Source organism: Streptomyces sp. H51, assembly GCF_035656535.1.
GTDB lineage: Bacteria > Actinomycetota > Actinomycetes > Streptomycetales > Streptomycetaceae > Streptomyces.
In genome coordinates this window covers 57593-77738 of record NZ_JAYMHD010000050.1, presented here as the reverse complement: position 1 = coordinate 77738, position 20146 = coordinate 57593, and the positions used below count along the sequence as shown (strand labels likewise).

Sequence of the window (20146 nt, the reverse complement as noted above, 5' to 3'; positions counted from 1 at the left end):
ATGGGTGACTACCACGCGCTTGAGTTCGGAAAGTTCGTCGACGACCAGGGGACCGCGCACGACATGATCCCCGCGTCGGTCATCGCCGCCGTCCCTGAGGCGAAGGCGGCCGCCGAACGCTACGGGCAGGAAGCGCGCTTCGACTTCCTCGACGACCGAGCCGTGCACTGGATGCTCCACCAGCGACGCGAGGACACGGAAAAGGGCGGCCTCCTGGGCTGTCTCCTTGCCGTACCCATCCTCGTCCTAGGGGTCGGAGCCTGGCCCTTCTGGGATCTGGTCGCCTCCGAGAAACCGCGGTCGTTCCAGATCGCCTTCATCGTGGTGGACGCGCTGCTGCTCATCGCCATCACAGGGGGCCTCTTCCTGCTGCGCCTGCGCGATCTGCGCCAGAAGACCATCCGCAACACACGATGCAGGGCCCGCCTGTACCGGAAGATCGTGGGTATCGCCCGACGAGGCGGTGCGGACATCCCACGCTTGTACCCCTATTACGGAATGTATGCCACGTCGCGGAAATTCTTCCCCGAAGCGCCCGACCGCCCCATCCCTGACCAGGAACGGCCCTCGTGACGACAGAGACCGAACTGCCCGAGCTGATCGAGACTCGGCCGGCTCCGCCCGCGCTCCACGCGGACGACATTCACATTCGCTGGGTGATGCCCGAGATCTTCCACGACCTGCCCATCCACGAGAGGGACGACGACGAGGCAGTTCGTCTGTTGTGGGACCTCGCGGACAAGGCGCTCCCGGGGGTCGGAGACGAGGACAAGGCGAGGTTCGGCGTCATGTGCGCGTTGTCCCTCAACGATCTGGCGGGCGTCGGAGCCGAATACGCGAGCGTCTGCCTGACCGCGGTCGACGACACCCTGTGCACCGCGACGGTACTGGGTTCTTTGGTCGACAGCCCGGAAGCCGACGGCGGCGTCCGAGGCGTCACCAAGGAGATCTCGGCGGGACTTCGCCGCATCAAGGCGGGCGAGGTCTCCGAGGTGGAACTGCCCTGCGGATACGCCGTCTCGTGCATCGGCGCCCGGGACTCGCGGCTCACCGGCGACCTGACCGGCACCGGTGAGGACATCACGTTCCCGACCTGGTACATACGCGTCTACGTCCCGCTCCCCAACGGCACCACGTTCGTCCTGGAGATGGAGACGCCCACGATGACCGGCTGGGACGTCTTCTCCACGATGTTCGGCAACACGGTCAGTAGCATCCGCCTCTACGGCTCCGACGGCTCCCGCTTGATCACTACTGCGGCAGGTGTGTGATCACCAGCGAGAACCCGCCCTCGGACTACCGTCTCCTCGTGCCCCGCGACTGGTTCCGCGTCGACCTGACGCATGAACGCTGGCGTCGGCAACTGAAGACATTCGTGGCCAAGGAGGCACGGGGTAAACGGGCTCCGGCCGAAGTCAGGCACAGCGTTTGGACCACTTTGCGCAACACTGCGGAGAGAGGCCTTTCCCAGGGAGCGTTGGAGTTCTTCCTCAAGACAGAGTCACCCGGGGCGGCCTTGCCGGCTTCTCTCCTCGTCGGACTGGCGCCGACGCCCAGAGGACAGGCGTTGTCACCGGCGCTCTTCGCACAGGCGTTGGCGGAGCGTGCAGGACGAGCCGCCGACGTGGACGTCATCGAACTGCCCGCGGGCCCGTCTGTCCGCGTGATCCGTGAGAAGACGCTCGACTTCCACGTCCACGTGCCCGGCGAGGTCGGGTACTTGCACATGGCCTTCTCGATACCGCTGAGTGGGACGCACAGCCCCATGGGGGAGCTGTGCGACGCCATGGCCCACTCATTGCGCTGGGTGTGAGCCGGTCCGGCTGACCAGCCCGTTTCCAGCGAGACTCCCGGAGCAGCCCGCCCGGCCCGGATGCGGAATCCGGCCGGACGGTGCTGCGGGCCCCGCGCTCGATCAACGGTTGACGGACTGGATCTCCTGTACGGTGACGTCCTGGTCGTTGCCGAACGTGCCGTCGGGCAGGTCACCGCCCGCGCCGCCGGTGCCGGTCCAGGTGATCTCCCAGGTCACTGTTCCCTGGAGTTTGAACGTGCCGTCGCCGGAGGAACGCAGGTACTGGACGCCGCACGGCGGAGTCTCATCGGCCTTCCCCTTCGCGTACGGCTCCCCGATCGATCCGTTGTCGTTGATCGCGCACTCGCCGGACGCGGGGTAGGTTCGGGCGTCCTCCGTCCCGGGCCGGATCTGCAGCGAAACGGGCCTCGCCACGGTGGTGGCTTGCATGTTCAGGCCGGGGGCGGTGATCGAGGCCGTGACGGAGACCGGCTTGAACTCCCCCTTGTCCAGCCAGGCCCAGGTGGGGAGGTTGACCTTGGTGGTTCCGTCGGGTGCGAGCGTCACCTCGGTGCCCGGAACCCTGATCTGCTCGTAGGCGAGCCCGGCGAGGATCTCCGGGGTGATCGCGTTCTTCACGTCGGGTGTCTCGCCGTTCTCGACCCAGAAGGGGAGCGTCGTGTTGCACGCGGTGCGCTCGAGAATGGGGGCATTCGGGTTCTCGACGGCCCCCCACCACATCCCCTCGTCCTGCTTGTCGAGGTTGTAGTTCTTGTACTTGCCGTCCTTGTAGATGTCCCGGAACTGCTGCGTGGCGTTCTTCGCGTAGCTCGGCTGGTCCGGGTCGGTCGTGACGTCCTTGTATCCCGCCTCGGTTTCCTTCGCGAACTGCTTCGCCGTCCAGCGGGGCGCCAGCCAGCAGGCGGGGGGCGTCCAGGAACTCCCCTTGACCGCGACAGCCCCCGCGGAGCGGCCGGACCCGTTCTTCGAGGTGTCGTAGGAGATCGCCGCGTACAGCTTTTCGCCCGCGAGCCCGGCGTGGCGGTCGGACGTCGTCGTTCCCTTGTCGATCGGGCCGCCGGCGAACGAATTGTGCGTCGGCACAAGAAGAGCGGCGATGGTCATTCCGGTGACGGTGAGGAACCGGCCCTTCACGCCTTGCACTGCGTGGCCTCCTTCTGCACCTGTACGTCCTCGGCGGTCCACAGGCCGTCGGCCTCCGTGGACGCTGTCATGACGATCTCGAAGAAGTAGTAGTCCTTCGCGCTCGGTTGGGTCTTGAGAACCTTCTGGGACTTGACTTCCTTGCCGTAGAACTTCGAGTCGTCGTCACAGAAGGAGACCGATGCACGGTTACCGTCGCCGGCCATGTCGACCTCGGCACGCGAATAGCGCTGAACACCGGTGACGGTCCAGCCGCCGTCGACGTACTGCTTGATCTGCTTCTTGGCGTAGGCCTGAGCGGTGCCGCCAGGGGTGGAGTAGAACTTGTACGCGGCGTCTTCCGCGTCCTGCCGGACGATGCCGTAGTTGATGGCGCGGACGAAGTTCTCCGCATCGCCGAGAGCCGCGGCCTTCTTGTCGTCGGAGGGCTCGGTGCGGTCGAACACCATCTTGAAGTCTGCGGGGAAAGTCATCGCAGGACGCTTGAAGTTCGCTGCCTTCGATGCCTCCGGCGACGCGGACGCCGTGCCGGCGCCGGTGTCGGCTCCGGCGATCTTGTTGTTGGCCTTGGCGCTGTCGTCCCCGCCCCCGCAGGCTGTCAGCAGCAGGGTTGCGGTCGCGGCGAGCGCGGCGGCGGCGGGTAGGGTGCGGCGCTTCACAGTGGACTCCCCGTGAGACTCAAGTTCGTCAAGAGCACAGACGTTATCGGTGGGGTTCCGGGTTTCGCCACAGCGAACAGGATTGTCGACGGCGGGTGTTCAGACACGGCGCCGTCCCGGGGAGGGACTGTGAGGGCGTCCCCTGAGGTGTTCTGCGACTTGCGGTCAGGCCTGAGCGCGCTCGACGTCGTCGGACACCGGCTTGCGCATCAAGTGCTTGTGCAACGCGCTGGGTCGGTCCTCGGTGGTCAGGACCAGCCAGGAGCCGTCCGTGAAGCGGATGCGCAGCTTGTTGGTCTCGTACCGGGGGAGCGGGTCCTCGAGGACGGCCTCTCCCGCGGGGATCTCGGTGACGACGCGCATGCGCGCGTCCCTGCCGACGCTGACTCGTCTGGGCGGCGCGGCCAGCACGATGCGGCCTTCGGCCGGCATCACGAAGCGCTGGTGGTGGGAGGAGTGGCTGTTCCAGCGCAGCAGGTGGCGCGCGGCCGCCCATTTCCAGTCGCCGTCGAAGGTCTGGTCGAGGCCGAGGTCGGCGATCGCCTCGTCACGACGCCTGTTCTCGAGGTCGGCGGCGCGGGCACGATCTCGCTCCCGCTCCGTCGCCAGTACTCGCTTGAGGGCCTCCTCGACGGAGGCCAGAAGGCTGAACAGCATGACGATCGGCATGAGAGGAGCGACCAGTACGACGCCGAGCATCCCGAGAGGTCTCAGCCGCCCCGGCCGCAGTGGCCCCGCTCCGGCCGCACGGTGCACCTCCGCAGGCGGTGCTGGGATCTTGTCGATCGTGCACCAGGCTCCCGCGTCCGGGGTGACGCCGCCCCGGCGGCGCGGTGCGGTCGCTGCTCCTGGACATAACCGTCTCGCCCTTCTCGCTGCTGCGGGGACCTCTCCTGGGGTGTTCGAGCACGGTTTCACTACCGGCCGAGGGCTGAGCCCACGTCTCCGGTTCGCTTGATCGGGTGGTCTCTCCCCGTCTCTTCCCGGCACCCCATGTGCGTCATCCGTGCAGGCATCGTGACTGTCTCGTGATGGGGTGCCGGAGATGGTCGGAGAGTGACGAGGAGTCGCGGTGTGGTCCTCCCTCCGGGGGCCTCGCGAAGCAAACCGCTTTCGCGTGAGCACAGTCGACGCATCCGCCAGGCAGGCAGGACAACTGGTCACCACGGAGGCTTAGTTGCAGGTGGGACGAAATGAAGTGGCCTGCGACGCACGAGGGAGGCGCGCCTTGAGGGGCTTATGTGCTGCTGATACGGTGCCATGGCTTGACACTCACCCCAGCGATGGCTATTCGCCCGGATCGGGTGGTACGTCCCGCGCGTCCGGCACGTCTGTGTGCGGGCGGGCTCGGGTGAAGTGTCCGATGGTGCAGGGGACTTGTCAGACGGGGATTTGCCGGACGTGGCAGACGACGTCTTGGACGTACGGGGAGCGGTTGCGTGAAGATCCAAGAGCGTACGGGGGCGGGCGCGGGCCGTTCCGCCGCTCCGGCTCAGCCTTCGGTCGGTGAGCGGCTCCCCACACCCCCTCGCGAGCGCAAACCCGCCCTGGCCGCCCTGGCCGTCCTGTTGATCCTGGTCGGCGCGCTCGGTGCGACGATGCTGGTGCTGCAAGCCGGTGAGCGGATCGAGGTCGTCAAGGTGACCAAGGAGATCCCGGCCGGCGGCTCGGTCACCGACGACAACGTGACCAGCGTGATGGTCGCCCAGGACAGCGGTATCCACTACGTCGAGTGGTCCCAGCTGGCGGCCCTGAAGAAGCTGAAGGCCCTCAACACCATCCCGCCCGGAGTGGTGGCCGTCGGGGAGATGTTCGGCGACGACGCCGGTGTGCAGGCGGGCAAGGCCACCGTCGGTCTGTCGCTCAAGGCGGGCCAGTACCCGAGCGGGCTGAAGGCCGGGGACACCGTCGCCGCCTATCGGGTCGGGAGCGACACCAACTCAGGCGACAGCAACGGCAACAGCGGCACCGGCAACCCCTCGGCCTCCGTCGGCGGCGGCTCCGTGATCGTGGACCGGGCCCGCGTCACCTACGTGCAGTCGCAGAAGAGCGGCGACCTCGTCAGCAGCACGAACCTGCCGGTCACGCTCACCGTCGACAGCGACAAGGCCGCCTCCCTGGCCCAGGCCGCCTCCGACGGCGAAGTCGCCCTCGTGCTCGTCTCCGGCAACTAGAAGGCGGCTCCAGCACACCATGGCCCTCATCGCACTGGCCGCCGACAAGGGTTCCCCCGGCGTCACCACCGCGGCCGTCGCCCTCGCGGCGGTCTGGCCGCGCCGCGTCCTGCTCGCCGAGACCGACCCGGCAGGCGGCGACCTCGTCTACCGCAGCGCCGCCGCGCACGGCGGCCCGCTCAACCCGAACACCGGCATGCTGTCCATAGCGGCGACCGCCAGGCGTGGCCTCGTGCCCGACCAACTGTGGGATCACGTGCAGCCGTTGAGCGGGGGACTGGAGGTGCTCGTCGGGCTCGGCATCGCCGAGCAGGCCGCCGGTCTGGCCGGGCTGTGGCCCACCCTCGGCCACGCCTTCGCCTCCCTCGGCGACTCCCCGAACGCGCCCGCCGACGTCATCGCCGACTGCGGACGCGTCAGCGGCGACACCCCGGCCGTCGAGCTGTTCCCGCACGCCGCGCTCGTGCTGCTGGTCTCCCGCACCGAGCCGGAGGCCATCGCCCGGGTCCGCGACCGCGCCGCCGCCCTGTCCGCCAAGCTGCACGGCGGCCCGCGCGGCGCCGCGAGCCTCGCCACCCCGCTGATCGGCGTCGTCCTGGTCGCCGACCCCGCCGGCGCCGGCAAGCTCGCGAGCCAGGTCAACGACATGCTCGTACACGCCCGGACCGGAGCCCGCGTCGTCGGCACCATCGCCGACGACCCCACCGGAGCCGACCAGTTGGCCGGACGCAAACGCGGCCGCCTGGACAAGTCGCTGCTCATCCGCTCCGCCCGCAAGGTCACCGCGGACCTCTACCAGCAGTACGGCGCCGCCTGGTCCGTGCCCGCGCACGGCACCGCCCACAGCCCCGCGCACGGCCCCGTGGGCGGGCACGCGGGGGCCGGGGCATGACCGCTGTCGACCACCAGCTGGTCAAGCGGTTCCGGCAGGAGGCCGGCGACCGTATCGCCGAACAGCGCCGCCTGGACCAGGCGAACGGCGTCACGCCGATGTCCACGGAGGACGAACGGCAGTACGCGCGCGCCGTCATCGCCCAGATCCTGGAGGAGTACGCCCGCGCCGAGATCAACGCCGGGCGCACGCCGCTGGACGCCGAGACCGAGGAGCAGTACGCCGCCGCCGTGCACGCCGCGCTGTTCGGCGTCGGCCGGCTACAGCCCCTCCTGGACAACCCAGAAGTCGAGAACATCGACATCAACGGGTGCGACCAGGTCTTCGTCGGGTTCGCGGACGGACGCGAGGTCAGGGGCGAGCCGGTCGCCGACACCGACGAGGAGCTGATCGAGCTCATCCAGGTGCTGGGCGCCTACTCGGGCCTGTCCTCGCGGCCCTTCGACTCCGCGAACCCGCAGCTCGACCTGCGGCTGCCCGACGGCTCGCGCCTGTCGGCGGTCATGGACGTCGCCCGGCGCCCGGCGCTGTCCATCCGCCGCGCCCGCATGGGCAAGGTCTTCATCTCCGACCTCGTCGGCAACGGCACCCTGACCCCCGAGGTCGCGCACTTCCTCGCCTGCGCGGTCCGCGCCCGCAAGAACATCATGATCGCGGGCGCCACCAACGCCGGAAAGACCACGCTGCTGCGCGCCCTCGCCAACGAGATCCCGCCGCACGAGCGGCTCATCACCGTGGAACGGGCGCTGGAGCTGGGCCTCGACACCTTCCCCGACCTGCACCCCAACGTCGTCGCCTTCGAGGAACGGCTGCCCAACTCCGAAGGCCAGGGCGCCATTTCGATGGCCGAGCTGGTGCGCAGGTCGCTGCGCATGAACCCGTCCCGGGTCATCGTCGGCGAGGTCCTCGGCGACGAGATCGTCACCATGCTGAACGCGATGTCCCAGGGCAACGACGGCTCGCTGTCCACGATCCACGCCAACAGCTCCAGCGAGGTCTTCAACCGTATCTCGACCTACGCGCTGCAGGCGTCCGAGCGGCTGCCCATCGAGGCCAGCCAGATGCTGATCGCGGGCGCGGTCAACTTCGTCGTCTTCATCCAGCGGCGCAACGACTACCAGACGGGCGGCCGCCTGCAGCGCATGGTCACCTCCGTCCGCGAGGTCAACGGCGTCGACGGCCGCGTGCTGTCCAGCGAGGTGTTCGCCGAGGCCCCCGACGGGCGGATCGTCCCGCACGCGCCGATAGCGTGCCTGGAGGACCTGATCGCGCAGGGCTACCGGCCGACGGGGACGTGGGGTTGACATGACGTACCAGGCTCTCGGCTCGCTCGGCTCCATGGGCGGCCTGTTCTCCACGACCGTCCTGTACTCGATCGCGAGCGGCGTCGCCGTCGGCGGCGGACTCGCGCTGCTCGTGGTCGCCGTACGCGGTCTGCCCGCCAAGCCCGCGCACGAGAAGCAGAAGGCGGCCGAGCGGGCGAGCGAGCTGATCAGGTTCGCCGGGCAGCGCGGCTCGCTCGCGGCCATCGTCGGGCTCGTCGTGCTGCTGCTGACCCGCTGGGCGGTGGCCGGCATCGCGGCCGGCGTGCTCGTCTTCTTCTGGGACCGCCTCTTCGGCGGCGCCGCGGAGGAACGCTCGGCCATGCGCCGCGTGGAGGCCCTCGCCTCCTGGACGGAGTCGCTGCGCGACACGATCGCCGGCGCGGTGGGCCTGGAACAGGCCATCCCGGCGTCGGCCCGCGCCGCCGCCCCGGTGCTGCGCCCGCACCTGGACGCCCTGGTGGACCGGCTGCGCTCGCGCACCCCGCTGCCCGACGCGCTCCAGCAGCTCGGCGACGAGATCGACGACGCGTCCGCCGACATCATCGTCGCGGCGCTCATCCTCAACGCCCGCCTGCGCGGGCCCGGTCTGCGGCAGGTGCTGGGCGCGCTGGCGAAGTCGGCGCGCGAGGAGGTCGACATGCGCCAGCGCGTGATGGCGCAGCGCGCCTCCACCCGCAGGTCCGTGCAGATCGTGGTGGCCGTCTCCATCGCGTTCGTGCTCGGTCTGTCCATCTTCAACCGCGACTTCGTGGAGCCGTACGGCACGGCGGTCGGCCAGCTCGTCCTCGCCTGCGTCTGCGGGCTGTTCGCGCTCGGCTTCTGGTGGCTGCGCAAGCTGTCGACCATCGAGACGCCCGAACGCTTCCTGGTCCGCGACGAGTCGGCCGTGCAGTTCGTCCGCCCGCGGACGCCCGCCCAGCCTGCCCGGTCCGACGAGGGGGTACGACGGTGAACCTGACGATGCCGGTCGTGGTCGGCGCGGTCCTCGGCCTCGGCGTCTACGTCCTGATCCGCGCCCTGATGCCGTCCAGGCGCAGCGCGGTCGCGCAGGTCGCGCGGATCGACGCGATGCGGGCGCGGGGCGCGGCCTACGAGTCGGCACGCACGACGTCCGACCGGGGCCGGCTCGGCTCGCTGCGGGCCGGGGTCGGCGCCCGGGTGTCCGAGTTCTATCTGCAACAGGGCTGGGAACAGCGGTCGTTGCGCGCGGACCTGGCCGTCCTGGACCGCAGCTGGGAGAACTTCCTGGCGACCAAGGCGCTGCTGGCGGTGGCCGGGCTGTTCTTCGGCCCGTTCCTGTTCGCCGTCGTCTGGACGATGGGCTTCGGCAGCAGCCCGGTCATCCCGGTCTGGCTGGCGCTGGTCTGCGCCCTGCTGTTCTTCTTCCTGCCCGACCTGGAGGTACGGCGGGACGCGGCCGACAAGCGGCGTGACCTGCGGCGCGTGATCGGGGCGTACCTGGACCTGGTGTCGATGAGCCTGGCCGGCGGGCGGGGCCTTCCGGAGGCGCTCATGGCCGCCGCGGAGGTCTCGGACGGCTGGGCGACGCGGCGCATCCGCAACGCCCTCGCCGACGCCCGCATCACCGGCATCAGCCAGTGGCAGGCGCTGGGGCAGCTGGGCGAGGAGATCGGCGTCGAGGAACTGAAGGACCTCTCCGCGTCGCTGGCCCTGGTGGCCGACGACGGCGCGAAGGTCCGCGAGTCCCTCGCCTCCCGCGCCGAGACCATGCGGCACCGCGAACTCGCCGAGATCGAGGGCAGCGCGGGCGAGAAGTCGCAGTCGATGCTGGTGGCGCAGCTGCTGCTGTGCGCCGGGTTCCTGGTCTTCCTGATCTTCCCGGCGGCGATGCGGGTGTTCCAGGTGTCATGAGCCGGTCGCAGAGCCCTACCGCAGAGCCGCAGAGCACTTCCGCAGAACTTCTTCGAACTTCGGAAGACCTGCTTCGAACTTCGGAAGACCTTCTTCGAACTTCGGACGATTTCGAGAGGACAACGCGTCATGAACGCACGTAACTTCCACACCGGCGTCCCGGCCGTGGACTTCCTGGTCACGTTCCTGCGCGGCCGGGTCGAGCGGGCCCGCTCCGGCGAACTGGACCGCGGCGCCTCCGCGGTCGAGTGGGTCATCATCTCGGCGGTCGTCGTGGCGATCGTGGGAGTGGTCGCGGCGATCATCAACCAGGCGCTGAGCGATGGAGCGACCAAGGTCGGCGACTGCATCAAGGGCGCCAGCGCGAGCAAGACCTGCTGAACGTCCCTACGAGTCGACGGGGTTGTCGGTGCGCGCTGCTCGATGGATGCGCCGCCGGGTGGAGGCCGCCTCCGCCCGCGGTGACTCCGGCATGACCGCGATCGAGTTCGTGCTGCTCACGCCGGTGCTGTTCTTCATGATCTTCGCGACGGTGCAGTTCGCCCTGTACTTCTTCGCCGACCACGTGGCGCAGGCGGCGGCCCAGGCCGGTGCCCGCAAGGCCCGTGCCACGGCGCACGACCAGCCGGGGGCGTGGCGCGGCGAGGCGCGGACCGTGGTCGACAGCTACATCGGCCAGCTCGGCCCGCAGCTGGTGCTGTCGCCGGACGTGACCATGCTCCAGCCCGACCAGAACACGGTGGGCGTGGAGATCTCCGCCCGGGTGCCGACCGTGTTCCCCGGGCTGGACCTGACGGTGCACGCGCAGTCGGCGGGGCCGGTGGAGCGGTTCGTACGGGAGGACGGGAACTGATGCCGTCGTCCTGTCCCAGGAAGCGCTGTCCCAGGAAGCGCTGTCCCGAGAAGCGCTGTCGCGAGCGGCTCGTCGACGACCGGGGGCTGTCCACCGTGGAGGTGGTGATCCTCGCCCCGGTGATGATTCTGTTCATCCTGGTGCTGGTGGCGTTCGGCCAGCTCGTCGACGGCCGTGGAGCGCTCGACGGCGCGGCGCGCGACGCGGCCCGCGCGGGCTCGATCCAGAAGGACCACGCGACCGCGATGGCGGAGGCGCGGAAGGCGGCCGAGGCCGACCTCGCGGACGTCTGCTCGGGCCCGGTCACCGTGGTGCAGACCAGCCAGGGGTTCGAGCCGGACACCATCTTCACGGTCGAGGTGAGCTGCCGGGTCCGGGGCCTGGCGATGCTGGGCCTGGACGTGCCCACGACCCTGACGGCGCGCTTCAGCTCGCCGCTGGACCCGTACCGGAGGACGGCGTGAGGGACCGCTGGGAACGTGTACGAGACCGGCTGCGTACCCGCCTGGACGACCGCGGTTCGGGCGCCGGCGCGGTCATCGTCTTCGCGCTCGTCTTCCTGTCGCTGTCGGCCTTCGTCATCGACGGCGGCATGTCCATCTCGAAACGGGAACGCGCCGCGGACATAGCGGAACAGGCCGCCCGCTACGCCGCCCAGGACATCGACCGGGAGGCCCTCTACGACAACCAGGGCGGCCCGGCGCCGATCAACTACGAGAACTGCGACGCCCGGGTCAAGACCTTCGCCCGCGAGATGGACATGTCCGGCCCCGACATCGCCGCGACCCACTGCGTGGCGGCGGACGCCCAACGGGTGCAGGTCGAGGTGCAGTTGACGTACGCGCCGGTGTTCACCGGGATGTTCTACGGCGGCGACGTCACCGTGCACGGGCAGGCGGTGGCCGAGAACGAGGTCGGCTGACCCCGCCCGGCCCGCGGCCTCCTCAGTCGGCCTGGCTGTGCCCCTGGCCCCCGCCGCCGACCTTCCGCTCCTCCTCCTTGACTCCGTCGCGGACCTTGCCGGCGAGGTCGACGTCGAGCTTCTTGAACTCGCGGACCACGGCGTCGGACATGTCGGCGAGCGCGTCGAGCTGCTGGGTGATGTCCTCGCGGCCGTCCTCCCAGTTGGACTCGAAGTCGTCGAGGGCGTGGTTGACGCTGCTGTCGCCGATGTCGTCCTGGTACGACGCGAAGAGTTTCCTGGTGTGGTTCAGCCGCGTCTTGAGGGAGCGCAGCCGCTTGCCGTAGTCCTCGAGCTCGCTCAGCGGCAGCGCGAGGTCGCTCTTGCCCTGGCCCATCGCACATCCCCCGATCTCGTAGTCTGGGCGGAACCGTACAACGTATCGACGTCGGCACGACTGATCGAGCCCGCTGGGGGTCGATCGCGCACACGGGGGGAACCGGACACGTCATGGCCCGCTACATGGAGACGCGCAAGGTCGAGCGCGGAGGCTTCCGGATCAAGGTGCCGGAGTCGTGGTGGGAGTTCGACGTGCGGCCGGAGTCGCGCGACGACTCGATCCGCCGGATGGTCGACGAACGGGTCCGCAGCCACCCGGAGTTGGCGGAGTACCGGGACACCTACGTCACCTTCCTGCGGAAGGCCGCCGCGGATGCGTGGAAGTCGGGGGCGCTGTACTGCGGTTGCATGGCGGAGAGCTTCGGCGGGGACACGCCGATCACCGGCTCGGTGACGGTCTCCCTGGTCGGCGGCCGCACCCGGGACGGGGTACCCCTGTCGACCGACCCGTCCGCGATCGCCGCCGGCCTGGCGCCCAAGGAGGCGAGGAAGGACGGCGACTCCTGGCGCAAGGTGACGACGGTCGACATCCCCGGCGTGGGCGCGGCGGCGCGTACGTACGGCATCGAGGACATCGCCGTACCGGACGACAGCCGGGGCCGCACGATCCGGGCGGTGCTGATGCAGACGTTCGTCCCGGTCCCCGGGCAGGAGGGCAAGGTCGCGCTGGTGGCGGGCAGCAGCCAGGTCCTGGACCTGGCCGACTCCTTCTTCGACGTCTTCGACGCGATCACGTCGACGTTCCGGTTCACGGGCTGAGCGGGGGCGGATCTCTTCCGCTGCCGGAGGTCGAAGCGGGATACGGCGGGGAGAATGATGGAAGCGAACATCGAATCGCGGTTCCGCGGTGTCGGCCTGGACGTGGTCGGCTGGTTCACCGGAAGTGGCGGGCCATCGGTCACGGAAGCGTTCCGCAGGATCGTCCATATCGATGCCGAGCCCGTCGAGCGCATTCCACGGCGTGCGGCCGACGCCGCTCGGCGTGTCGACGAAGCATGGAGGAACCATGCGCGCCGTGGCGACGTGCTGTCTGACGACCGTTCGTTTTTGGTTGCCGTCGGCATGGACTACGGCTGGTTGCGCGTGAGGATGACCGATGACGCCGATATGACGGCCTTGGTTGATCTGCAGGGGGAGTTACTCCTCATTGCTCGGTCGCTGAGCGGACATCGCGTCTGTGCGGCGAGTGCTGAAGGGGACGAGCCGGATTCTCGAAGCGGACTGCCGTGAGCCGGGACACGGACGGTGACGCGATGGCTGACGAACCCGGGAAGGGCGCCTCGGTGTACCGATTGCTGCCGAGCTTGAGTGACTACCGAGCCCTGCAGTTCGACAGTTTCGACTCCCGTCGGCTCATGCGCCGGCAGTGTGGCGGAGACGAGGCGGACCGGCCCACCCGGCTGCGCGCCGAATGGATGGGCGATCGGCGTCGGCCCAAGAGCGACTTCCCGTCCGGCTATCCGGGCGGCCCTGTGCTCAGCCGTCGCCTTGCCGCACGTTTCGGGGAGGAACTGTCGGTTGCCGGCAGCCTGGTGCCCGTCGACATCGAAGGCGAGGAGGACGACGAGTACGTCCTCTTCGTGGTGGACAAGGTGGTCGACTGCCTGGATCTGCGCCGGTCGTCCAAACCGAAGAGGCTGGACGGGGAGGTCAAGAAGGCCTCGTTCCGCCCGGAAGCGCTGCCCGTACACCTGCCGGCCTTCCGCCTGCCGCAGTTCCCGGGAGCCGTCCAGTGGAACGGCTGGGCGGCCGACCGGATCGTGGAACTGATGGGGGAGCAGGTGGAGATACGCCTGATCTGGTCCCAGGACCCGGCGGCGAAGCCGCACCCCGATCCCTGGGGCATGTGACTCGCCGCGTTCGACAGGAACCGGAGGCTGGACGGTGTCCGGACTCTCGGGCTCGGTCTGATCTTCTTCTTGTCGGTCTGGCGTGCCGTGTAAGTTCACGTGTGCATAGGGATGTTGATGGTGCACATGTGACGGGGGTTGCAGAATGGCGGGGCACCGGCCGCGCGACTGGCATGTCCTGGACCTGGACAAGGACCCGACGCCGGGCGACCCCGACCGCGTACGGACGCTGGCCCAAACGCTTCACGACTTCGCGGACGACGTGTCCGAGGCGTTGCGGGTCGTGAAGGGGATGGCGGAGGAGGACGCTGCCCTGCAGTGGGCCGGGAAGTCCGCCAAGGTGTTCAAGGAGGAGTTCTCCGGCGTCCCGAAGAACCTCAAGAAGCTGAAGAAGTCGTACGAGCTGTGCGGTGACGCGCTGGCGGCGTACTGGCCGAAGCTGGAGCGGGCGCAGGCGCTGGCGGACAAGGCGCTGGCGAAGGCGCGGGAGGCCCGGGACAACCTGTCGTCGGCGCAGTCGCGGCTGGCCTCCGCCGACTCCTGGGTCACCCGGGCCACCAAGGAGGCCGACAAGTACAAGGACGACCCGACCGGCAGCAAATCGGACGCCGACAAGCCGGACGAGTCGAAGGTCCGCGCCGCCACGCGGGACGTGCAGCACGCCAAGTCCGCCCACACGAAGGCCCAGTCGGACGTCTCCGACGCGCAGGACGCCCTCTCCGCCGCGAAGAGGATGGCCGAGGACGCCCGCAAGATGCGCGAGGAGGCGGCGCGCCAGGCCAAACAGAAGATCGACGAGGCCTCCGACGCGGGCATCCAGAACCGGTCGTGGTGGGAGGAGGTCGGCGACTGGTTCGAGGACAACTGGGACACCATCGTCACGGTCTGCAAGGTCGTCGTGGCGGTGGTCGGCATCATCGCGATGATCATCGGCGGCCCGATCCTGGGCGCGATCGTGCTGATCGCGGCGCTGGTGGTGCTCGCCGACACCCTCTACAAATACTCACAGGGCAGGGCATCCCTGTGGGACGTGGCGTTCGCGGCGCTGGACTGCATACCCGGCGGCAAGGGGATCACCTCGCTCGGGAAGCTCGCCAAGGGAGCGAAGGCGCTCAAGGCAACGCGCATGAAGGGGATGGCCAACGCCGTACGCGGCCTGGTCAAGAACGGCCGGACCGCCATCGAGGACGGTGCCAAAGGCGGGTACAACCGGCTCAGGAGCAAGATCAAGGGATGTGGTGACCCGGTCGACGTGGCGACCGGGGAGATGTTCCTGGCGGAGACCGATGTCTCCCTTCCCGGAGCTCTGCCCCTCACCTTCACCCGCCGGGTCGCATCGGGCTACCGCTGTGGCTGGTGGTTCGGCGCCGGCTGGGCCTCCACCCTCGACCAGCGGCTGGAGATCGGCGAACACGAGATCGTCTTCGTCACAGAGGACGGGATGCTGCTCGCCTATCGTGATCCGGGGGCGGCCCGGGACCCGTGGCTGCCCGAAGCCGGCCCCCGCATGCCCCTTGTCCGTATGGACGACGGCACTTACCGGATTGACGATCCGCTCACTGGCCTGACGCGGCACTTCACGCCGTGCGGTGACGGCACGGCACCCATCGCAGCCGTCACCGACCGGAACGGCAACTCCCTCACCTTCGACTACGACGAGTCCGGCATCCCGCAGGCCATCCGGCACTCCGGCGGCTACCGCCTCGGACTGAGCGTCTACGGCGGCCGAGTGGTCGGTCTGGATCTGGTGGACGCCGCCGGAGAGGGATCGGACGTCGCGATCAGGCGTTACGGCTACACCGACGGCAACCTCACCGAGGTCGTCAACTCCTCTGGCCGCGCCCTCACCTTCACTTACGACCACCGCCTGCGCGTCACCTCGTGGACCGACCGGAACCGACGGCGCTATGAGTACACCTACGACGACCAGGACCGGTGCCTGGCCCAGGGTGGCGAGTCCGGGCACGTCACAGGAACGTTCACATACGACGGGATCGATGTTGCCTGGCCCGGCTGCCGCCTCACCACCCACACCACGGCCGCCGGTGAGACGACCCGGTTCGTGATCAACGACAACAGCCAGGTCATCGCCGAGGTCGACCCGCTGGGCAGTGTCACCCGGACCGAGTACGACGCACACCACCACCTCCTGTCCCGCACGGACGCGCTCGGCAACACCACCCGCTACGCGTACGACGCCGTCGGCAGGCCGACAAGCGCCTGTAGGCCCGACGGCGGGGTCGTCACGGTGGAGTACGAGACGCTTCACCTGCCGACTCGCGTCATCCAGCCGGACGGAGCCGTCTGGGAGCACGCCTACGACAGCCGCGGCAACCGGACCTCCACTACGGCTCCCGACGGAGCGCTCACTCGGCTGGCCTACGACGAGCGCGGACATCTGGCGGCGGTCACCGACCCCCTTGGCGCCACCACACACGTGCGGTGCAACCCCGCCGGGCTCAGGACGGAGACCGTCAGTGCCTTGGGGGACCGCTCGAGCCGCACGTACGACGCCTTCGGCCGCCTCAGCAGCATCACCGATCCACTGGGGCGGACCACCAGGTTCTGGTGGACGGTCGACGGTGATATGACGCGCGCGCGTCGGCCCGACGAGTCGTGCGACACCTGGGCGTACGACGCGGAGGGCAACTGCACGGCCCACACGGGACCGGATGGCGCCCGTACGGAGTTCGAGTACGGCCCCTTCGATCTGCTGACGGCGCAGACGGACTCCGAAGGCGCTCGGTACGAGTTCGCGTACGACAACTCACTGCGCCTCACCGAGGTGACCGACCCGCTGGGCCTCACGTGGCAGTACACCTACGACCGCGCCGGCCGTCTCATCGCGGAGACGGACTTCGACGGCCAACGGACGGCGTACGAGCGGGACGCGGCCGGCCGCATCGAGAGGCGGGTGAACCCGGCCGGCCAGGCCGTCGGTTACCGCTACGACGCCATGGGCCGGATCGTCGGGAAGACGGTCGGGGACGACACCACGTCCTACGTCTACGACAGGCTCGGCAGGCTGATTCATGCGTCGGGCCCCGGCTGCGATCTCCTGCTGGAGCGCGACCGCGCGGGACGGACGGTCACTGAGTGGATCAACGGGCGCACCCTGACCTCGGCCTACGATCCCAGGGGTCAGCGCGTCACGCGGGTCACCCCGTCCGGGGTACGAGCCCGGTACGCCTACGACGCCGTGGGAAGGACCGCCCGGCTGGACACCTCCGACCACGTCATCGACTTCACCCATGACGCGGCTGGACAGGAGATCGGGCGGCTGATCGACGACTCCCTGCGCTTCGTCCAGGCATGGGATGTCGCCGGTCGGCCAACAGAGCAGCACTGGACGGTGGCGGAGGGACAGGTCCGGAGCCGGACCTACGACTACGGGCCGGGCCGTAGCCTTGCGGTTTTCACGGACGCCCTGGACGGCCGCACCGACATTGACGTCTCACCGGCCGGTCGTATCACGTCGCTCCAGGGCGCGGGCCGGACGGAGACCTACGCCTATGACGCGGCGGGACACGTCACGTCCGCGTCGTGGTCGGGGCACCAGGGACCGGCCGAGGCCGCAGGAGACCGGTCCTACACGGGCACCCGCCTGCAGAGGGCTGGTGGGGTGCGCTACACCTACGATCCGGCCGGGCGGATCGTCGAGCGCCGGAAGACCCGGTTGTCCCGCAAGCCCGACGTGTGGCGGTACTCGTGGGACGCAGAGGACCGGCTGACCAGCGTGATCACGCCCGACGGGACCGTGTGGCGCTATGTTTACGACCCGCTCGGGCGCCGCATCGCCAAGGAGCGCCTGGCCGAGGACGGCCGGACAGTGGCGGGGCGAACCGAATTCACCTGGGACGGCCCGGTGCTCGCCGAGCAGACGACGGCCGACTCCGGGCTGCCGCATCCGGTCACGCTCACCTGGGAATATGACGGACTGCGGCCGATCACCCAGAGCGAACGGCTGACGGACTCCGCGACGCAGGAGGAGATCGACTCCCGGTTCTTCGCGGTCGTCACCGACATGGTGGGAGCCCCCACCGAACTCGTCGACCCGCAGGGCGTCGTGAACTGGCGTGCGCGGCGCACGTTGTGGGGCGTCACCACCTGGCCGAAGCAGAGCCCGGCATACACGCCCCTGCGTTTCCCCGGGCAGTACCACGATCCCGAAACCGGTCTGAACTACAACTTCCACCGTCACTACGACCCGGAGACGGCGCGCTATACCTCGCTCGACCCGCTTGGTCTGACACCCGCTCCCGATCCCTACGGATATGTCATCGATCCATTGCGCCAGATCGATCCATTCGGTCTGATGTCGTGTGATGAGGATACGGTGGTCCTCTACCACGGCTCGCGCAACTGGAGCGGTAATGATTTCTCTCTGAGAAATTCCAACGACCTGCAGCGGGAATACACCCCCGACGCGGGCGTCTACCTGACGGACGATTTCAATCGAGCCGCCACACAATATGCCGGTCCTGAAGGGGTCGTGGTGCGGACGGAAGTTCCGAGATCGTTCGCCGAGTCCGTATGGCGGGAACACAGCGGGCCGGCCGGAAGGCAGCCCGAATATTTTGTGAACACCCAAGAGGGAGTGGAAATTCTGAACGCGGGGTCGCCGCGCGTCCTGTCGCAACGAGATGCGATAATTGCACACATGATGGGTCAATTCTGATGAGATCCGAGATGCGAGGTATGGAGTAATGGTGGGAAAAGTCGTCCCTGTTCCGGAGGGCGTGCTCGCGCGGGAGGTCTTCGGCCCGCTCGGGGGAATCGTGGAGGTCGGAGCCGTGGCGGCGACGGGCACCTGGAGCGTCGGTGCGGCCTCGGTTGGCGCTCTGGTCGAGGGTCGGCGGGAAGAGGTCGACCGGCTGCTGGGCATGGTGCGTGCCGTCGGGGATTTCTCGCCGCCCGTCATGGCGATCGCCGATGAACTGGGCTACCTGCGCGAGCACCAGGTGACGGCGCCCTCGCTGCTGCTCTGGTCGGCCGGCCTGGAGGCCGTTCCGTCGAGTATTGAGGACCTGGAGAGGCCCGAGACCGTGCGCCGTATGTGCCGCATGGCCGCGGACCTGCAGTCGGCCCATTTCTTGCAGGCTGTGGTCACGGCCGCCGTCGCGGCCGGGACGGACGTGCGGCAGGGAGCGGCGCTGATCACCGAAGCGCTTGGGCTCGTATGCGACCTGGTGGATGCGGCAGGAGGGCCTTCCCCGGCGACGGTTTTCCGCATGTGGCGAGTGGCTCACCTGCCGGGCATTCTCGATCCCAGGGGCAAGGCTCCGGAGACGGGAAAGGCGGGCTTCAGGGCGTACGACCGGGAGTTGGAGAGATTGCTCATGGCAGTCTGACTGTCGTTGTCCCGTTGATCCACCAGTAGGACCGCCGACATCATGACCGCAGAATTCCTCATGAGCCTGGACGAAGGCATGCTGGAGTACTTCCGTGCCATCGCGAACGGGATGACGTCCAGGTTCGGCATCACGTACGCGGAAGCCGTGGCGAGGATGAACGAGCGGTACCAGGACGCCGAGATCTCGGCCTACCCCGACCTCATGTGCCACGAGTTCCCGGAGTACTGGGCCTACGGCCTGTACTACTACCCGGACGACCTTGGCCGCTTGCCGTCCGGCGACCAGGACGACGGCGAGGGAATCGACACCTCCACCCTCGGGGTCCGCCCCGCCCCGCCGAGGGACTCGCCGACCTGGACGCTGAGACGGTGAGGGGAATGTGGTACGACGTGTTCAGGGCCGCTCCGGAAACCGGAGCGGCGTGGGGTGAGCTGACACGGCCGGTACTCGACGCGATCGCAAGGTGCGATGCGGAACGGCTGGAGGTCGAGAGGGCCCGGGTCGCACCTCACATACGCGAGAAGATGACGGCTTCCGTGTATTCGGTGGCCGACCGTTTCGCGTCCTGGGAGCGTCTGGTGCGCAGGACGGAACTGGACTGGTCGAGCGACGACTTCTACCCCATCAGCGCCTACGGCAACGACCTGGACTCCCGTGACGGGTTGGAGGAGCTGATGCGTGCCATGTCGGCGGAAGCCCGAGACGGTGTTCTGGGGCAACTCCTGGCGCGCCTGGACGCCCGGTTCCGCGCGGTCACCGTCCCTGACCCGGAGCGCACACTGAGCCCCTGGGTCCGCCCGGCGACCGACAAGCCCGAACCGGAACTCGGCGAGTGGTGGAAACGCCGCCCCTTACATGCCCCTTGGGACGACTGAGCGCGGTGACGGCCGGCGCGGGTCGCACCTCAC

Annotated in this window: 23 protein-coding genes; 19 read left to right on the top strand and 4 right to left on the bottom strand. The window is 68.9% G+C overall.

The window, feature by feature from the left end; translation table 11 throughout:
• Genes VKA29_RS16395 through VKA29_RS16385 form a run of 3 tightly spaced genes read left to right on the top strand, consistent with a single transcriptional unit; the run spans position 1 to position 1813 of the window.
• Positions 1-573, top strand: coding sequence for a hypothetical protein (locus VKA29_RS16395; RefSeq protein WP_324786378.1), 573 nt, complete (start codon positions 1-3; stop codon positions 571-573).
• Positions 570-1271, top strand: a complete 702-nt coding sequence (locus VKA29_RS16390; protein WP_324786376.1) for a hypothetical protein — start codon at positions 570-572, stop codon at positions 1269-1271. Before VKA29_RS16395 ends, VKA29_RS16390 begins: the two co-directional genes overlap by 4 nt.
• Entirely contained in the window at positions 1268-1813 is a 546-nt protein-coding gene (locus tag VKA29_RS16385) for a hypothetical protein (RefSeq protein WP_324786375.1), read from the top strand. The genes VKA29_RS16390 and VKA29_RS16385 overlap by 4 nt, the downstream gene beginning before the upstream one ends.
• Positions 1814-1915: 102 nt before the next feature.
• Here VKA29_RS16385 and VKA29_RS16380 read toward each other — a convergent pair whose 3' ends face one another.
• The 3 genes from VKA29_RS16380 to VKA29_RS16370 form a co-directional block, all read right to left on the bottom strand.
• Positions 1916-2920, bottom strand: coding sequence for a hypothetical protein (locus VKA29_RS16380; protein ID WP_420718508.1), 1005 nt, complete (start codon positions 2918-2920; stop codon positions 1916-1918).
• A gap of 26 nt (positions 2921-2946) precedes the next feature.
• Complete coding sequence (locus VKA29_RS16375; RefSeq protein ID WP_324786373.1) at positions 2947-3618, bottom strand: hypothetical protein; 672 nt, start codon at positions 3616-3618, stop codon at positions 2947-2949.
• Between the two features lie 165 nt (positions 3619-3783).
• Positions 3784-4287 carry a hypothetical protein gene (locus tag VKA29_RS16370; protein WP_324786372.1) on the bottom strand — a complete coding sequence of 168 codons (504 nt, stop codon included), beginning with the start codon at positions 4285-4287 and terminating at the stop codon, positions 3784-3786.
• A gap of 770 nt (positions 4288-5057) precedes the next feature.
• On the opposite strand from VKA29_RS16370, the gene VKA29_RS16365 reads away from it, so the two are divergent.
• The 9 genes from VKA29_RS16365 (at position 5058) to VKA29_RS16325 (ending at position 11656) form a co-directional block, all read left to right on the top strand.
• Entirely contained in the window at positions 5058-5792 is a 735-nt protein-coding gene (locus VKA29_RS16365; protein WP_324786370.1) for a hypothetical protein, read from the top strand.
• A gap of 19 nt (positions 5793-5811) precedes the next feature.
• On the top strand, positions 5812-6684 hold the full coding sequence (locus VKA29_RS16360; RefSeq protein ID WP_324786368.1) for a hypothetical protein: 873 nt from the start codon (positions 5812-5814) through the stop codon (positions 6682-6684).
• On the top strand, positions 6681-7988 hold the full coding sequence (locus VKA29_RS16355; protein WP_324786367.1) for a CpaF family protein: 1308 nt from the start codon (positions 6681-6683) through the stop codon (positions 7986-7988). The genes VKA29_RS16360 and VKA29_RS16355 overlap by 4 nt, the downstream gene beginning before the upstream one ends.
• Before the next feature lie 34 nt (positions 7989-8022).
• Positions 8023-8961 (top strand): type II secretion system F family protein, encoded by a 939-nt coding sequence (locus tag VKA29_RS16350; RefSeq protein WP_420718507.1) that lies wholly within the window; start codon positions 8023-8025, stop codon positions 8959-8961.
• The gene (locus VKA29_RS16345; protein ID WP_324786364.1) at positions 8958-9881 is read left to right on the top strand and encodes a type II secretion system F family protein; all 924 of its coding nucleotides are present in this window, start codon (positions 8958-8960) and stop codon (positions 9879-9881) included. Before VKA29_RS16350 ends, VKA29_RS16345 begins: the two co-directional genes overlap by 4 nt.
• Positions 9882-10010: 129 nt before the next feature.
• The gene (locus VKA29_RS16340; protein ID WP_324786362.1) at positions 10011-10262 is read left to right on the top strand and encodes a hypothetical protein; all 252 of its coding nucleotides are present in this window, start codon (positions 10011-10013) and stop codon (positions 10260-10262) included.
• Positions 10263-10308: 46 nt separating this feature from the next.
• Positions 10309-10734: a TadE family protein gene (locus VKA29_RS16335; protein WP_324786519.1), complete on the top strand. Its 426-nt coding sequence runs from the start codon at positions 10309-10311 to the stop codon at positions 10732-10734.
• Positions 10734-11198 carry a TadE/TadG family type IV pilus assembly protein gene (locus VKA29_RS16330; protein WP_324786360.1) on the top strand — a complete coding sequence of 155 codons (465 nt, stop codon included), beginning with the start codon at positions 10734-10736 and terminating at the stop codon, positions 11196-11198. Before VKA29_RS16335 ends, VKA29_RS16330 begins: the two co-directional genes overlap by 1 nt.
• Positions 11195-11656: a Tad domain-containing protein gene (locus VKA29_RS16325; RefSeq protein ID WP_324786358.1), complete on the top strand. Its 462-nt coding sequence runs from the start codon at positions 11195-11197 to the stop codon at positions 11654-11656. Before VKA29_RS16330 ends, VKA29_RS16325 begins: the two co-directional genes overlap by 4 nt.
• 22 nt (positions 11657-11678) lie before the next feature.
• On the opposite strand, the gene VKA29_RS16320 is transcribed toward VKA29_RS16325, so the two are convergent.
• Positions 11679-12032: a hypothetical protein gene (locus VKA29_RS16320; RefSeq protein ID WP_324786357.1), complete on the bottom strand. Its 354-nt coding sequence runs from the start codon at positions 12030-12032 to the stop codon at positions 11679-11681.
• Between the two features lie 113 nt (positions 12033-12145).
• Here VKA29_RS16320 and VKA29_RS16315 point away from each other — a divergent pair, with 113 nt between their 5' ends.
• From VKA29_RS16315 to VKA29_RS16285, 7 genes are all read left to right on the top strand, one after another.
• Positions 12146-12793, top strand: coding sequence for a hypothetical protein (locus VKA29_RS16315; RefSeq protein ID WP_324786356.1), 648 nt, complete (start codon positions 12146-12148; stop codon positions 12791-12793).
• Between the two features lie 57 nt (positions 12794-12850).
• A complete protein-coding gene (locus VKA29_RS16310) occupies positions 12851-13264 on the top strand; it encodes a hypothetical protein (protein WP_324786354.1) in 414 nt (137 codons plus the stop codon).
• Positions 13265-13287: 23 nt separating this feature from the next.
• A complete protein-coding gene (locus VKA29_RS16305) occupies positions 13288-13884 on the top strand; it encodes a hypothetical protein (RefSeq protein WP_324786352.1) in 597 nt (198 codons plus the stop codon).
• Positions 13885-14029: 145 nt separating this feature from the next.
• Complete coding sequence (locus tag VKA29_RS16300) at positions 14030-18562, top strand: DUF6531 domain-containing protein (protein ID WP_324786351.1); 4533 nt, start codon at positions 14030-14032, stop codon at positions 18560-18562.
• Between the two features lie 31 nt (positions 18563-18593).
• Entirely contained in the window at positions 18594-19235 is a 642-nt protein-coding gene (locus VKA29_RS16295) for a hypothetical protein (protein ID WP_324786350.1), read from the top strand.
• A gap of 42 nt (positions 19236-19277) precedes the next feature.
• Positions 19278-19610, top strand: a complete 333-nt coding sequence (locus VKA29_RS16290) for a hypothetical protein (protein ID WP_324786349.1) — start codon at positions 19278-19280, stop codon at positions 19608-19610.
• 152 nt (positions 19611-19762) lie between these two features.
• The gene (locus VKA29_RS16285) at positions 19763-20113 is read left to right on the top strand and encodes a hypothetical protein (RefSeq protein WP_324786347.1); all 351 of its coding nucleotides are present in this window, start codon (positions 19763-19765) and stop codon (positions 20111-20113) included.
• Positions 20114-20146: the final 33 nt, after the last annotated feature.

Coding starts and splice junctions, on each gene's coding strand:
- VKA29_RS16360 (WP_324786368.1), top strand. CDS start 5,812: ATGGCCCTCATCGCACTGGCCGCCGACAAGGGTTCCCCCGGCGTCACC.
- VKA29_RS16315 (WP_324786356.1), top strand. CDS start 12,146: ATGGCCCGCTACATGGAGACGCGCAAGGTCGAGCGCGGAGGCTTCCGG.
- VKA29_RS16305 (WP_324786352.1), top strand. CDS start 13,288: ATGGCTGACGAACCCGGGAAGGGCGCCTCGGTGTACCGATTGCTGCCG.
- VKA29_RS16350 (WP_420718507.1), top strand. CDS start 8,023: ATGGGCGGCCTGTTCTCCACGACCGTCCTGTACTCGATCGCGAGCGGC.
- VKA29_RS16335 (WP_324786519.1), top strand. CDS start 10,309: ATGCGCCGCCGGGTGGAGGCCGCCTCCGCCCGCGGTGACTCCGGCATG.
- VKA29_RS16330 (WP_324786360.1), top strand. CDS start 10,734: ATGCCGTCGTCCTGTCCCAGGAAGCGCTGTCCCAGGAAGCGCTGTCCC.
- VKA29_RS16285 (WP_324786347.1), top strand. CDS start 19,763: ATGACGGCTTCCGTGTATTCGGTGGCCGACCGTTTCGCGTCCTGGGAG.
- VKA29_RS16370 (WP_324786372.1), bottom strand. CDS start 4,287: ATGCCGATCGTCATGCTGTTCAGCCTTCTGGCCTCCGTCGAGGAGGCC.
- VKA29_RS16320 (WP_324786357.1), bottom strand. CDS start 12,032: ATGGGCCAGGGCAAGAGCGACCTCGCGCTGCCGCTGAGCGAGCTCGAG.
- VKA29_RS16310 (WP_324786354.1), top strand. CDS start 12,851: ATGGAAGCGAACATCGAATCGCGGTTCCGCGGTGTCGGCCTGGACGTG.
- VKA29_RS16395 (WP_324786378.1), top strand. CDS start 1: ATGGGTGACTACCACGCGCTTGAGTTCGGAAAGTTCGTCGACGACCAG.
- VKA29_RS16290 (WP_324786349.1), top strand. CDS start 19,278: ATGACCGCAGAATTCCTCATGAGCCTGGACGAAGGCATGCTGGAGTAC.
- VKA29_RS16380 (WP_420718508.1), bottom strand. CDS start 2,920: ATGACCATCGCCGCTCTTCTTGTGCCGACGCACAATTCGTTCGCCGGC.
- VKA29_RS16340 (WP_324786362.1), top strand. CDS start 10,011: ATGAACGCACGTAACTTCCACACCGGCGTCCCGGCCGTGGACTTCCTG.
- VKA29_RS16355 (WP_324786367.1), top strand. CDS start 6,681: ATGACCGCTGTCGACCACCAGCTGGTCAAGCGGTTCCGGCAGGAGGCC.
- VKA29_RS16300 (WP_324786351.1), top strand. CDS start 14,030: ATGGCGGGGCACCGGCCGCGCGACTGGCATGTCCTGGACCTGGACAAG.